Origin of the sequence: Paraperibacillus esterisolvens (genome assembly GCF_046237625.1) — a bacterium.
Classification (GTDB): domain Bacteria; phylum Bacillota; class Bacilli; order Bacillales; family DSM-1321; genus Paraperibacillus; species Paraperibacillus esterisolvens.
The window spans coordinates 2,059,785-2,073,531 of the sequence record NZ_CP143545.1; the positions used below are offsets into that span (position 1 = coordinate 2,059,785).

Consider the following 13,747-nt stretch of genomic DNA (forward strand, 5'->3'; position numbering starts at 1 on the left):
TGGGATATGATTTCGTTTATTGTCGCCATGGACCGGGAACGGGTAATCGGCAGGAATAACGATCTGCCTTGGAGTATTCCGGCGGATCTGCGGTTTTTTAAGGAGACGACGATGGGGCATGCAATTGTTATGGGCAGGAAGACGTTTAAGTCCATTGGGAGAGCGCTGCCGGGGCGTAAGAATATCGTCATGACGAGAAGCGGGGACTTCTCGGCTGAAGGGTGTTCTGTCATACACAGTCTCGAGGAGTTAAAGGCCCTGGAAAATGAGACAGAAGAGGAGCTTTTTGTAATCGGGGGCTCTGAAATATTCAACCTGACTCTTCCGATTGCTGACAGGCTGTATATCACCTATATTGACGAGACCTTTGAAGGAGATACGTTTTTCCCTGCTATTGATCAGAATGAATGGACTCTGGTTTCTAATGAAAAGGGACCAAAGGATGAAAGAAATCCATATGATTATTATTTCCGTGTTTATGATAAAAAAGGACTCATGCAGGAGGATTTATAAATGCAAAATGTGATCATTTCCAATGATGAAAGCCCGGAGGCGGAGCAGTTCATTAACAGGAAGATGTATGAATTCAACGCGGCCCACTTTGATGAAAGCCTTCATGGGAGATACCGGAAAGTAAATTTGTTCGTGAAGGATGAAGAAGGCGGAATTCTTGGCGGAATCCTATGTGAGATTTGCTGGGACTGGATGGAAGTTAAGTATTTATTCATTGAGGATGAAAAGAGAAAGAGCGGGCTGGGCAGGAGACTTTTATCAGAAGCGGAAAAAGTGGCCGCAGAGAAGGGATGTACATACATCAAGCTGGACACCCTCAGCTTTCAGGCATTTGATTTCTATAGGAAGATGGGGTACCAGGAATATGGGCGTATAGAAAATGCAGGGGGCAAATTCAGTCATCATTATTTGAAAAAGGATTTATAATTCATCCGGATTTTCCCTAGAAACTGCCTGGTCTGTACATACTTTTCATAGTTCTGTGTAATCCTAAGCAGGATCAGACTGTTAGGAGGGTTAGCATGGCTGTGAATATTAGGGAAGCTGTCAAGAAAAACGTGGTCGGAAACTCCCCGGAAGAGCTTGAGGATACAATTGTCGATGCTGTTTCGAGCGGCGAGGAATTGATGCTTCCTGGCCTTGGTGTATTATTTGAAGTGATCTGGCAGAACGCACCAGACCAGGCAAAGCAGGGAATGCTCCATACTATTGTCGGCGGTCTGCCGAAGTAAGATTTTTCCAAAGCGGTTCTCCATTCAGGGGGGACTGCTTTTTAATTTGTATTTAACATGTATATATTTGTAGTTTGAATATGGAAGGGTTAAGATAAATAGAGGGAATTATGATTTTTTTGGGGTGGATGATGTGCTTGCCTTATTCAAAGGGATTATGGATGAGATCATAACAGCTGTTGAAATGCTGCTGATCCTTTCCTTTCCGTACCTGATTTATTTTTACAAGCATCGAAGTGAATTGTTCAAAAAGAAAGACTAAGGCTTAGCCCCCATAAAAGACAAAGGATGCCGTCCATTGGCGGCATCCCTTGTCATGTACTTATTTAACTTTCTCCTGGAACATGTCCTTTTTATACGAATGGAAGTACGCCATGGCCACAAAAATGCTTCCGCCTATCGCATTGCCTATATAGACCGGAATGAAGTTATAAACGAAATCATCCCAGCCTGCCCGGCCTGCAAAGATAGCTGCGGGTATGACAAACATATTGGCAACCACGTGCTGAAATCCAATGGCTACAAAACCCATGATAGGAAACCAGATGCCGAGGATCTTGCCGCTCATCTGCTCTGATCCATAGGCAAGCCAAACTGCGAGTCCAACCAGCCAGTTACAGCCAATCGCTGACACTAAAGCCTGTATAAAGGTGTCATCAATTTTATGCTGTGCAATGGATGCGGTTTTTTCTAAAAAGGCGCCTTCTTCTGTCAGACCGACCACATGGCCGAAAAAATAAGCAACAAAAAGTGCACCAGCGAGATTCGCAATGGTAATGATGCCCCAATTCTTCAAAAGCCTTCCAAGCGTAATCCTCTTCATAAAATAGGCGAGCGGAACCGACATCATATTTCCGGTCAGAAGCTCACCTCCTGCCAGGACGATTAATATAAGTCCCAGCGGGAACACTGCTGCCCCAAGGAAGCCGCCAAACGTTCCCCAGTCTTTCGGCAGGTCGGCAGAAACTCTGATATCAAGAAGAAAGCCGATGGATATAAAAGCCCCTCCAAGAAAACCCAGGATCAGCATGCTCCTCAGATTCATGCCAGCCTTCCTTACTCCTGCCTCAACTGATATTTCTGCTATTTGCTTTGGCTGATGAAATGACATATTTAACCTCCTAATAGTCCAGCTATTATTATTTTCCAGTTTTGACGGGTATTTAAACATTTAACTTTGATAAATATTTGCCTTACCATTGAATTGTAAGAAAATGACTGACTCACCGCAATTGCGAAGGTATGCTGACAGATATCAATATACAAAGCCCAAGAAGGAAGTCATCCATCAATAAATCTCATAAAGTAAGTCGAAATATGAACAAAACTAATGATATTTGTTGAAAGACGGCCTGTTTATGATGTTTTGGAATCCGGTGCATCATTAAATAGTATGGTTTATAATGTAGATATTAAAAGCCTCGGAGGTGATGTAAGGTGAACAATTATTTGCCAGATACTGCATCGGCTCATGCAAAGCCTGATTATGGGCGATCCTTCGCATGGGGCAGATAATTTTAATATCGCCTTGATAATCCATATTCAGGCTTTGCCCTTATTTTAAATTCAAAAATAAGGAGCGGGCCGAGATGAAATATGTAAAGACTGCTGCAGTCCTGCCGCCAAGCTTGATTATTGAAATACAGAAGTATGTTCATGTGGAAACACTTTACATCCCTAAACCAGAAACCGCACATAAAAAATGGGGAACCCTTTCCGGCAGCAGGAGAATGTTTAAGAGCGGAATCAGCAAATGAAGAAGCAGTTCAAAGCCGGAATTCCGATTTCCGAACTGGCTGCACATTATCATCTATCTCAGGAAACCATTAAGATGATTGTTTACAAAAGAGAGCGGGTGGATGCACCTATTTAAAGGCAGAAGTTTTGGCACTTCACTGCAAATGAAGTGCTTTTTTCAGTACCGGCAAATTTGTTTGTGAATTAACCGGTATTTACGGTCCGTTAATGTGGATGTAAATTTAAATGGGAGTGCTGTTTACTTCATAACATGAATTGATTTGTGTAGAATAAGCTTAACCGGGGGTATCTAAATATGACTGCACCATTCATATCTAATCATCAATATAATCTCATAAAAAAGCAGGCTGTTATCATCAAGGGTTCTTCTAAAAAGGGAATCGATGCTTCAGTGGCAAAAGCCGTGAAGGATAGTGCCTATGCCAAGATTATGGCTCTATTCCCGGATGCCGACAGGGAACAGACTGATCTTTTGGATATCGCGAGGGCGGAGGATGATGCGGAACTCGATTCTATCGTTGAGGAGCTGCAAGCCTATTTGGTGCCTTTCCCAGAATTATCAGAACAGAAAATCAAAAAACTATTTCCTAAAAGCAGGAAGCTGAAGCTGCCGGACCTATCCAGGCTTGGTTCCGATCCTATGACTTACCTTGGCTGGAATGATATCGGCACGAATAAAAAGTATATCGTCGCTGAAGTGGAGGGCAGACTTGCGGGTGTGGAATTCAGGTTTACCATGTCGAGCAAGCACAATGTGTGCTCGCTTTGCAGCACCCACGGACAGTCAGCATTCATATCGGCTGTCACAAGAGCCAGGAAATCGAATAATCCTGACTATTATAAGGCAGTCGGAAATTATGTGTGCTTTGACAGCGAAGAATGCAACAAAAAAATAACAGACACTCAGTATCTGAATGATTTCATTTTGGAAATACTGGAGGATAAGTGAGTGTCCATCCTTAACTCAGGTGGTTTCAAGGAAATAAACAATAAGGCAGGATAGGTTTAATGATAGCTAAAACAGAAGAAGATTTTACAGGGTTAAAGGAGATTGGCAGAATCGTGGCCAAAATCCGCAATGAGCTGGTGAACCGTACAGTTCCAGGCATCACCACAGGGGAACTTGACCGGATTGCCGGTGAAATGTTTAAGGAAGAAGGAGCACAATCTGCGCCAAAAGGTCAATACAGCTTTCCAGGCTATTCCTGCATCAGTGTGAATGAAGAGGTAGCGCATGGAATTCCGGGAAGCAGGGTCATTCAGGATGGTGATCTTGTCAACATTGATGTATCCGGCTCCAAGAACGGGTATTTCGCTGATACAGGTGTTTCATTTGTTGCGGGCAAAGGCAACCCTAAGCTTGAGAAAATTTGTGAAGTGGCCAAAGAAGCGTTTGAGGCTGGCCTTCTTAAAGCAAAGCCGGGTTCAAAAAAGAGCGGGCTGGGCAAAGCTGTCATGAACACAGCCAGGAAAAACAGGCTGACTGTGATAAAAAACCTGACTGGACACGGCATTGGCCGGAAAATTCATGAAGCTCCTGATCATATCTATAATTATAATGAGACTTCAGATGATGAGCTGCTCAGGGACGGTATGGTCATTGCATTTGAACCCTTCATTTCAACAAAGGATGAAGAGGTGTATCAGCTTGATGACGGCTGGACGTATGTAACGGACGACAGCTTTGTGGCACAGTACGAGCATACCCTGATTATCACGAAGAACGGACCTATCATCATTACCTTATAAAGTACGGCGGCATCCGGAATGGATGCCGCTTTTTTCACATTTTACATATCGTGTTTTGCATGGTGCTTGGCACGTGTATGATTATGATTTTTCACTTTATGTGATCCGCTGGCCGGCTCCGGCTGAGTGGAATGGATGTGGGCTGGAGCATTTCTTCTGGCACTTGACTTACTCATTTTACATCCCCCCTTGCTATATATTTTGCATTTCCGGGCCTCCCTAATCCCTGAAGTTTTTGCCTGCTTCCTGCATATTTTTTTCCCTGCGGCACATCATAAATTGAAGAAGACGAGATCAAGGAGGGAAGGTTATGCAGCAATATCCTTACCACAAAGACAAGCAGCAGGCATTCCAGGCTGCACAGCAGAGCTACGAACAGGCCCGTGTCGAAGCAGGCGGGCTTGACAGGGGCGGGCCAGCAATCGGCTCACAGGTCAAGAGATTGAAGGAAGAAGTAAACGAGGCATTCCAGCAGATTGAAAATGCGCTGGAGAATGCTTCGGAGCATCAGAGGATTCAGCTGAGGGAATTCCAGGGTGAGCTTCACAGTATCATGAAGGAAATTGAGGAATTGGAATAAAAGCGGGCTGGAGCATACAGATGCTCCAGTTTTTTACTATTTTTGGCTATAATTACTTTTTAGAAATAATAATTAAAAAATCTATATAACCCTAAGTTTATTTCATGGATATGATTATACAGGCAAAAACATCAACTTTAATAAGATAAACTTATGCCATTCAATAACATACTTGTAATTTACTTATTGCCTTGAAAGGAATAATATAATATTGTTAGGTAGCTGGGAAAATCGCGTTCGAATTTTTCGACATTTTTCTAGATATCCAGTATTATTAAAGAGACTTGGTTTATTTTATTACAGGAATGCCAGGCCTCACTTATATCTATTAAACTATGAATTTTTTTCTGAAAAAAGGGGTGTTTGTTGATGGCAAAGAACGATATTTTCAAATCCCGCAGTTCCTTTGAACTAAATGGAAAGCGCTACAACTATTATCGTTTAAATGCTTTGGAAGAAGCTGGAGTGGCTGAGGTTTCAAAACTGCCTTATTCCATCAAGGTTCTTCTTGAATCCGTACTCCGCCAGGAAGACGGCTTCGTAATTAAAAAAGAACATGTTGAAAACCTTGCTAAATGGGGAACAGACGGTGTCCAGGAAGTGGATGTACCATTCAAGCCGACTCGTGTCATCCTTCAGGATTTCACTGGTGTGCCAGTAGTTGTTGACCTTGCATCCATGAGGAAGGCAATGGCAGACCTGGGTGGAAATCCTGATGAAATCAACCCTGAAAAAACGGTTGACCTTGTTATTGACCACTCTGTACAGGTTGACAGGGCAGGTTCTGCAGATTCCCTGCAATTCAATATGGATCTTGAATTCGAACGGAATGCCGAGCGCTACCAGTTCCTGAACTGGGCACAGAAAGCATTTGACAACTACCGCGCAGTTCCTCCTGCAACAGGGATCGTCCATCAGGTTAACCTTGAGTTCCTGGCCGATGTAGTCCATGCTGCACAAGGTGAAGACGGCGAAGTTGAATTGTATCCGGATACACTCGTGGGGACAGATTCACATACTACCATGATCAACGGACTTGGAGTCCTTGGCTGGGGAGTGGGCGGAATTGAAGCCGAAGCAGGCATGCTGGGACAGCCTTCATATTTCCCGGTTCCAGAAGTAGTGGGTGTCCGTTTTGTTGGCGAAATGCCTAATAGTGCAACAGCAACTGACCTGGCGCTAAAAGTGACCCAGGAACTTCGTAAAAAAGGCGTTGTAGGGAAATTCGTCGAGTTCTTCGGCCCCGGCGTTTCCGCACTTCCTCTTGCAGATCGTGCCACAATTGCCAATATGGCCCCTGAATACGGCGCTACTTGCGGATTCTTCCCGGTTGACCAGGAAGCGATCGCATATATGCACCTTACCGGCCGCGACCCTGAACACATCCAGGTTGTAGAGGAATACTGCAAGCAAAACGGTTTATGGCTGACTCCTGACATCGAACCTGTTTATACAGACGTAGTGGAGATTGATCTTTCCCTAATTGAGGCCAACCTTTCAGGTCCAAAGCGCCCTCAGGATTTAATCCCGCTGTCTCAGATGCAGAAGTCATTTGTTGACGCAGTAAGCGCACCGGCCGGCAACCAGGGCTTTGGCCTTCAAGCTGCTGATCTGGACCGCGAAATTACGTTTCAATTGAATAATGAAGAAGTGACTATGAAGACAGGCGCAGTGGCAATAGCTGCCATCACGAGCTGTACGAATACTTCCAATCCATATGTTCTCGTTGCTGCCGGCCTTCTTGCAAAGAAAGCCATCGAAAAAGGCCTTGAAGTTCCTGGTTTTGTAAAAACTTCTCTGGCACCTGGTTCTAAGGTTGTTACCGGATACCTGCGTGATTCAGGGCTTCAGCCTTACCTTGATAAGCTTGGCTTTAATATTGTAGGCTATGGCTGCACAACCTGTATCGGAAACTCCGGACCGCTTGAGCTGGATGTTGAAAAAGCGGTTGCGGATTCTGACCTGCTTGTCACATCAGTGCTTTCAGGCAACCGAAACTTTGAAGGCCGCATCCATCCGCTTGTGAAGGGTAACTACCTTGCATCACCACCGCTTGTTGTCGCTTATGCACTTGCCGGTAATGTAAATGTGGATCTTGAAAATGATGTCCTGGGCAAGGATTCTGTCGGGAATGACGTATTCCTGAAGGATATCTGGCCGACTAAGGAAGAAATCGCTGAAGTGGTAGGACGCACGGTGACTCCAGAATTATTCCGCAGAGAATATAACAATGTATTCAGGGACAATCAGCGCTGGAATGAAATCGAAACAAACGATGATTCCATCTATCAGTTTGACGAGCAGTCCACTTATATCCAAAACCCGCCATTCTTTGAAGGATTATCACCTGATCCTGAAGAAGTGAAGCCGTTAAATGGATTGAAAGTGGTAGCAAAATTCGGTGATTCTGTAACAACAGACCATATCTCTCCTGCCGGTGCAATCGGAAAAGATACCCCTGCTGGTCTCTATCTCCGTGCTAATGGCGTAAAACCGCGTGATTTCAACTCTTATGGATCACGACGCGGCAACCATGAAGTCATGATGCGCGGTACTTTCGCAAACATCCGCATTAAGAACCAGGTTGCTCCAGGAACAGAAGGCGGTTATACCACATACTGGCCAACTAACGAAGTAATGAGCATCTATGATGCCTGCATGAAATATCAGGAGGACGGCACAGGTCTTGTGGTTCTAGCAGGTAAAGATTACGGTATGGGAAGCTCCCGTGACTGGGCTGCAAAAGGTACAAACCTTTTAGGAATCAAAACAGTCCTTGCAGAGAGCTTCGAGCGTATCCATCGTTCAAATCTTGTATTGATGGGCGTTCTGCCGCTTCAATTCAAGGCTGGCGAAAATGCAGAAACTCACGGACTGACCGGAAAAGAAACCATCAGTGTCCAGCTGGATGAGAAGGTTAAACCGCGTGATATCCTGAAAGTGACTGCTACGGATGAAGCCGGTAATACAAAACAATTTGAAGTGCTTGTTCGCTTTGACAGCGAAGTTGAAATTGAGTACTACCGTCATGGCGGAATCCTGCAAATGGTCCTTCGTCAAAAATTGAGTAAAGCGAGAGCTGAAGCTTAAGATCGACTCACACTTTACAGGGTAAAAAAGGCCTCTTTCCTAGAGGCCTTTTTTTATTATCCATCAGACTATAGAGTCAGCTTAGATTACAGAGCAGATACCGGTGATGTGCACCTGCTGCCACACGTCAGAACTCAGGAGCTAAAGAGCAGATTTTCCTTTTTAAGAATGTACAAATTGACTATAATGATGATAGCACCTAACAGGAGGCACATTTATGCTAAAAAAAATATTAACAGGTTTGATCCTCATGCTTTTGCTATCTGTAGCCATCGTACAAGCAATGGAAAACCATAGAGAGAAAAAAGCCGAGGGAGTTGAGCCCGGCAATATTGCACCTGATTTTACCCTTTCAACATTGGACGGCAAAACCGTGTCACTCTCAGATTACAAAGGAAAGAAAGTGCTTCTCAATTTTTGGGCAACCTGGTGTCCGCCCTGTAAAAAAGAAATACCTGAAATGAAAGAATATGCTGAAAGGATGCCTGACAATGAAGTGATTCTTGCTGTCAATATGGACCCAAAGGCAGATGTGAAAGGCTTCGCAGCCAAAATGGGAATGAACTTTCCAGTTCTGTTAGATAAAGAAGATAAAGTAAATTCTGCTTATAAGGTGATATCCATTCCCACTACATACTTTATAGACAGCAACGGGCATATCAGCCATAAAATCATCGGGCAGATGAAAGCAGAAGATCTTACGGAACAAATGAAAAAAATGGAGTAAAGAGCCTTTCCTGCGGGGCCCCGCATATAAGCGAGTGACTGCAGAGGGTATACTTTCTTTTCCAATAGTACGACGTTCGTAAAGACAGTACTAAAGAAGTGGGGGATTGCAATGGAATTAAGGGGATCAAAAGCCTATGACCAAAAAGAGTTCTATTCGTCGTACATAAAAAGGAGAGCCCGGAAAGACAGTCCTAATAATGCAATTGAAGCACCGATTATAAAAGAACTCATAGGAAACACAGCAGGGGAAGCTGTGCTTGATCTTGGCTGTGGTGATGCAGATTTTGGACGCGAATTATTGCTCCAGGGAGCGGAATCGTACACAGGTGTGGAAGGCTCGGCACAGATGGCTGAGGCAGCCCGTACCAATCTTTTGGGTCTGAATGGCAGTGTCAAATTCACTTCTATGGAGTCCTTTTCTTTTCCTCTTGATACCTATGACTTGGCAGCTTCACGCTTTGCCCTGCATTATATATCAGATCTTGCAGGCTTGTTTGAAAAGATCCATCAATCCCTGAAGGATAAGGGCCGCTTTGTTTTCAGTGTCCAGCACCCGCTCACCACGTCTTCTTTTCTCAGCAAAGAGAAGGATGGGAGGCGCGGCAGCTGGATTGTGGATGATTACTTTATTCAGGGTGAAAGGAAAGAGCCCTGGATGGGAGAGATTGTTGTTAAGTATCACAGGACGATTGAGGAGTATTTCAGGTGTTTGACTCATGCCGGTTTCAGGATTACTGATTTGCGGGAAGGCACGCCCGACCGGAAGTATTTCAGCAGTGACGAAGAATATGAGCGCAGGCTCAGGATTCCTGTCGTTCTACTATTTTCATGCGAAAAAATATAAAAAATTGAAAGCCTTATCATAATTTTTAGTCAATTTGGAAAGAATGATTAAAAATGAATGAAAAGGTGATACATTTGAAAAGAAGAAAAAAACTTTCCTTTGAAGAACTGGTTCAAGAAAATAAGCGTGAATTACTAAAGGATGCCAAAGAAATGGAACGAATTGAAGAAATCCTTGAAAGAAGACATCTTGAGAAAGCGGAATAACCATATATTCTCACTCTCATCGAGTTATGAAACGTTAAAGGCTTGGCATGCTAAGGGCAGGAGGGATGCACAATGAGTAATCCAAAAAGAGATTCAAAACATTATGTACCCAGCCACCTTGGTACCCAGCCTCGTGGATTCAGCGGTAATAACGGCAAAAAAATGCAGGATAAATCCGGTAAGCATGCACAGGTCATACAGACCAAGGGTGAATAAAGAAGAGGATGTCCCGAACTTAAGGGACGTCCCTTTTTTTATGATCACTTTAACCTTAGCAGCACAAAACAGGAAAACGGTGATTGGCCATGGCTTTGTATAAATACTTTACATAATATTATTATGACGAATTCCTTAGAATGATTATTCCGCACTTGTCAAATACTAATTGAAACGGAAGGAGGGGTTTCATGAATAAAGCTACTAACCCGGATGACCGCCGGGATAATGTTGAAAAGCTCCAGGAAATGATTGAAAATACAATGGTCAATATGGATGAGGCAGAAGCAAGCAAAGCTTTTTCTAATGAGGAAGAGCAAGTGAACATCGATAATAAAAACCGCAGAAGGCAGGATTCTATCGATGAAATGAGGAAAGAAGTGAAAGAAGAAGCGGCAGCAAGAAGGAACTCTTATTCATGATGCTTATTCCTCTTATTACTGGATAAAATATGCTAAGATGAAAAAGTGACTCCAGCAGGGAGTTGCTTTTTTATTGATGAAGCATTTTCATATTTGAGTATGAAACTGGAAGAAGTGAAGGATAATGACAAAAAATCATTCTTTGAACGATATAAAAGAAAAGACGGAACTCCTTAAGGAAGAAGCAGAGCTGTACGGTTACAATGTGAACAAATCAGCTGTGCTGAACCTCCTTCATGCTTTAGTGCAGCTGGATTCGGAGGAAAAAGATACCAGGAATATGCTGATAAGCGACCTTTACAGCCTTCTTGCCCTGAATCGTAAAACTCAATATGGCGAGGACAAGCTTTTTAATGAGTGGATCAAAGAAGCTTTGAGGTTCAACCGGTCTAATTCCCGCGCCAATGCGTTACTGGCAGAAACAAAGTGGAAGAAATACCAGAACATTTTTGAGGGTTTTTCATTTCCTTTAATCCGGGAGACTGATAATCGTACTACTAAAAAGAAGCAGGCTGATCAATATATTGAAATCTGCAGGAAAATGATTGATTCTATCGAAGAAGCGGTTGATGATTTGAAGACTGCAAAGCATCACCTGGACGGTGAGGCGGACAGCTCCCTGGGAGTGCATTACAGTAAGCTGATTGATTACTCTATTGAAATTGAAAAGTCAGTTACAAGCCTGCTTCAAGCATCCATCGAATATGAAGCCTCCATAACCGGCGTCTTTCATACCGCGGTACATTTCATTGATGTGAAAAAAAGCCTGGATGAATTTATGGAATTAAGGGCTGGCTGGGCTTCGTTGTTTGAAAATGACTCGGCAGCCCCGGCCCCAGACAGCGCCATGAAAGAGCTTAATGAATTAGTAGGACTCAAAGAGATTAAAAGAAGAATAAATGATTTTTATAAATTCCTTCATTATCAAAAGAACAGGAAGGAAATGGGGTTTGTTTCTAAGGATGAGCTTAGTCTCAATATGGTACTCACAGGAAATCCGGGAACAGGAAAAACAACCCTCGCCCGCTTGTTTGCCAAGATTTTTAACGAACTTGGTGTGCTGCCAAGAGAAGAAGTGATTGAAACGGACCGCTCCCAGCTGGTCGGCGCTTTTGTCGGGCAGACAGAGGAAAATGTGAGGCAGGCGGTGGAGAGGGCACTGGGAGGAGTTCTTTTCATTGATGAAGCATACTCTCTCAAGCGTGCTGACTCTTCCGGAAATGACTATGGACAGACAGCTATTGACACATTGGTTTCATTGATGACAAGCGGCGAATATGCCGGCAGGTTCTCGGTCATTCTGGCCGGATATCCTGAAGAAATGAGGCAGTTCTTGAATGCCAATCCCGGGCTCAGGAGCAGATTTCCGTCCTCCAGTCATTTCGACCTGCCGGATTATTCCTTGGATGAACTGCTGGAAATCGCCCATGAAACAGCCGAAGACAATGATTATATCATTGTACCGGATGCAGAGGCGGTGCTTTCGGGAAGGATCGAGAAGGAAAAGGTGGATGAAACATTCGGCAATGCCAGGACTGTCCGCGCTCTTGTCATGGATGCCATATTCAAGAAGGGATCCAGGCTCGATAAGGGAAGCGGGAATCTCCTGCAATTCACAACTCTTGAAAAACAGGACTTTGCTGCTGCCGAACACGATCAAAACAGGGATCCAAAGGGAGAACTGGATCATTTGATCGGTCTTGCAGCCATCAAGGAAGAAATCAGTGCAATTGAATCCTTTGTGAAGCTCCAGCAGCTGCGAAGGGAACGCGGCCTGCCGGTGGTGCCCGTGCAGCTTCATGCTGTTTTCACCGGCAATCCCGGTACTGGGAAAACCACGGTCGCCAAGCTCTATTCCGAAATCCTGAAAGAATGCGGAATGCTTAAAAGAGGCCACTTAATTACAGCCAGCCGGGCAGACTTTGTGGCCGGATATGTAGGCCAGACTGCCATCAAGACTAAAAAGAAAATAAGGGAAGCGCTTGGAGGCGTCCTGTTCATTGATGAAGCATATTCCCTTTTAAGCAGTACAGAGGGTGACTTTGGAAAAGAAGTGATTGATACCCTTGTAGATGAGATGACCAAACACAATGAAAATCTTGTAGTGGTTTTAGCAGGCTATCCAGAGGAAATGGATCGGCTTCTGAATGTAAATCCCGGGCTTAAATCCCGTTTTAAAAAGTTCATACATTTTCAGGATTATTCACCAGATGAATTGATGGAAATCATTGAATCCTATGCCGGCTCGTTTCAGTATGAATTGGGAGAGGATGCGAAGGAGTACTTAAAGGATTATTTAAATCATAATAGTGTGGAAGGCAATGGACGGTATGCTGCCAATCTGATTGATGATACCATTCAGCAGCATGCCTACCGAATCATGACTGAGCAGGAACCGGAAGGATTTACGCCCGACATCCTGCAGCTGAAAAAAGAAGATTTTATTAACACACTGGAAAAGAGAGAAAGAGGGATTAGATAGTGAAGGTCACAGAAACGAAAATTGAAGTCCGATATGCGGAGACCGATCAAATGGGAGTGGTATATCACGCCAACTATATCATTTGGATGGAGCTCGGCAGAACAAAGCTTATCGAAGAATTGGGCTTTAAATATGCCGATATGGAGAAAGCGGGCATTCTTTCCCCAGTTACAGAAATAAATGCTTCTTACAAAAAACCATTAAGATATCCAGAAACGGCAACGATTAAAACCTGGATTGAAAAATATGACGGAATCAGAGTTTCATACGGTTATGAAGTCCTGAATGAAGAAGGAGAGCTTGCCCTTACCGGATATTCTTCACATGTGTGTGTTAAGGCGGATAGCTTCCGCCCGGTTTCGGTACGAAGAACATTCCCGGATTGGCATGAAGCTTATGAGAAGCATAAGAAAAAAGAATTGTAATA

At 43.8% G+C, this 13,747-nt stretch carries 17 protein-coding genes and 1 pseudogene; 16 read left to right on the forward strand and 2 right to left on the reverse strand.

What is annotated here, in order from left to right; translation table 11 throughout:
- The first annotated feature begins 6 nt into the window (after positions 1-6).
- From V1501_RS10355 to V1501_RS10370, 4 genes are all read left to right on the forward strand, one after another.
- Positions 7-513, forward strand: a complete 507-nt coding sequence (locus V1501_RS10355; protein WP_409293071.1) for a dihydrofolate reductase — start codon at positions 7-9, stop codon at positions 511-513.
- Positions 514-939 carry a GNAT family N-acetyltransferase gene (locus tag V1501_RS10360; protein WP_409293072.1) on the forward strand — a complete coding sequence of 142 codons (426 nt, stop codon included), beginning with the start codon at positions 514-516 and terminating at the stop codon, positions 937-939. It begins immediately after the preceding gene.
- Positions 940-1,034: 95 nt separating this feature from the next.
- A complete protein-coding gene (sspI, locus tag V1501_RS10365; protein ID WP_409293073.1) occupies positions 1,035-1,244 on the forward strand; it encodes a small acid-soluble spore protein SspI in 210 nt (69 codons plus the stop codon).
- Positions 1,245-1,377: 133 nt separating this feature from the next.
- Positions 1,378-1,506: a hypothetical protein gene (locus V1501_RS10370; RefSeq protein ID WP_409293074.1), complete on the forward strand. Its 129-nt coding sequence runs from the start codon at positions 1,378-1,380 to the stop codon at positions 1,504-1,506.
- A 60-nt stretch (positions 1,507-1,566) separates the two neighbouring features.
- Here V1501_RS10370 and V1501_RS10375 read toward each other — a convergent pair whose 3' ends face one another.
- Positions 1,567-2,355: a formate/nitrite transporter family protein gene (locus tag V1501_RS10375; RefSeq protein ID WP_409293076.1), complete on the reverse strand. Its 789-nt coding sequence runs from the start codon at positions 2,353-2,355 to the stop codon at positions 1,567-1,569.
- Positions 2,356-2,833: 478 nt separating this feature from the next.
- Between V1501_RS10375 and V1501_RS10380 the strand changes: the two are divergent.
- The 3 genes and pseudogenes from V1501_RS10380 (at position 2,834) to map (ending at position 4,751) form a co-directional block, all read left to right on the forward strand.
- Positions 2,834-3,117, forward strand: a pseudogene (locus V1501_RS10380) (CD3324 family protein).
- A 180-nt stretch (positions 3,118-3,297) separates the two neighbouring features.
- A complete protein-coding gene (locus tag V1501_RS10385; protein WP_409293077.1) occupies positions 3,298-3,951 on the forward strand; it encodes a FusB/FusC family EF-G-binding protein in 654 nt (217 codons plus the stop codon).
- Positions 3,952-4,010: 59 nt separating this feature from the next.
- Positions 4,011-4,751, forward strand: coding sequence for a type I methionyl aminopeptidase (map, locus tag V1501_RS10390; protein ID WP_409293078.1), 741 nt, complete (start codon positions 4,011-4,013; stop codon positions 4,749-4,751).
- A gap of 41 nt (positions 4,752-4,792) precedes the next feature.
- Here map and V1501_RS10395 read toward each other — a convergent pair whose 3' ends face one another.
- Positions 4,793-4,927, reverse strand: a complete 135-nt coding sequence (locus V1501_RS10395) for a small acid-soluble spore protein P (RefSeq protein ID WP_409293079.1) — start codon at positions 4,925-4,927, stop codon at positions 4,793-4,795.
- A gap of 134 nt (positions 4,928-5,061) precedes the next feature.
- Between V1501_RS10395 and V1501_RS10400 the strand changes: the two genes are divergently transcribed.
- From V1501_RS10400 to V1501_RS10440, 9 genes are all read left to right on the forward strand, one after another.
- On the forward strand, positions 5,062-5,331 hold the full coding sequence (locus V1501_RS10400) for a hypothetical protein (protein ID WP_409293080.1): 270 nt from the start codon (positions 5,062-5,064) through the stop codon (positions 5,329-5,331).
- 369 nt (positions 5,332-5,700) lie between these two features.
- Positions 5,701-8,421 carry an aconitate hydratase AcnA gene (acnA, locus tag V1501_RS10405; RefSeq protein WP_409293081.1) on the forward strand — a complete coding sequence of 907 codons (2,721 nt, stop codon included), beginning with the start codon at positions 5,701-5,703 and terminating at the stop codon, positions 8,419-8,421.
- Positions 8,422-8,638: 217 nt separating this feature from the next.
- On the forward strand, positions 8,639-9,148 hold the full coding sequence (locus V1501_RS10410; RefSeq protein ID WP_409293083.1) for a peroxiredoxin family protein: 510 nt from the start codon (positions 8,639-8,641) through the stop codon (positions 9,146-9,148).
- 111 nt (positions 9,149-9,259) lie between these two features.
- Positions 9,260-9,994 carry a class I SAM-dependent methyltransferase gene (locus V1501_RS10415; RefSeq protein WP_409293085.1) on the forward strand — a complete coding sequence of 245 codons (735 nt, stop codon included), beginning with the start codon at positions 9,260-9,262 and terminating at the stop codon, positions 9,992-9,994.
- Positions 9,995-10,068: 74 nt separating this feature from the next.
- Positions 10,069-10,200, forward strand: a complete 132-nt coding sequence (locus tag V1501_RS10420; RefSeq protein WP_409293086.1) for an FbpB family small basic protein — start codon at positions 10,069-10,071, stop codon at positions 10,198-10,200.
- Between the two features lie 72 nt (positions 10,201-10,272).
- Positions 10,273-10,416 carry an acid-soluble spore protein N gene (locus V1501_RS10425; RefSeq protein ID WP_409293087.1) on the forward strand — a complete coding sequence of 48 codons (144 nt, stop codon included), beginning with the start codon at positions 10,273-10,275 and terminating at the stop codon, positions 10,414-10,416.
- 191 nt (positions 10,417-10,607) lie between these two features.
- Positions 10,608-10,838, forward strand: a complete 231-nt coding sequence (gene tlp / locus V1501_RS10430; RefSeq protein WP_409293088.1) for a small acid-soluble spore protein Tlp — start codon at positions 10,608-10,610, stop codon at positions 10,836-10,838.
- 124 nt (positions 10,839-10,962) lie between these two features.
- Positions 10,963-13,320 (forward strand): AAA family ATPase, encoded by a 2,358-nt coding sequence (locus tag V1501_RS10435; RefSeq protein ID WP_409293089.1) that lies wholly within the window; start codon positions 10,963-10,965, stop codon positions 13,318-13,320.
- On the forward strand, positions 13,320-13,745 hold the full coding sequence (locus V1501_RS10440; RefSeq protein WP_409293090.1) for an acyl-CoA thioesterase: 426 nt from the start codon (positions 13,320-13,322) through the stop codon (positions 13,743-13,745). Before V1501_RS10435 ends, V1501_RS10440 begins: the two co-directional genes overlap by 1 nt.
- Positions 13,746-13,747 lie beyond the last annotated feature (2 nt).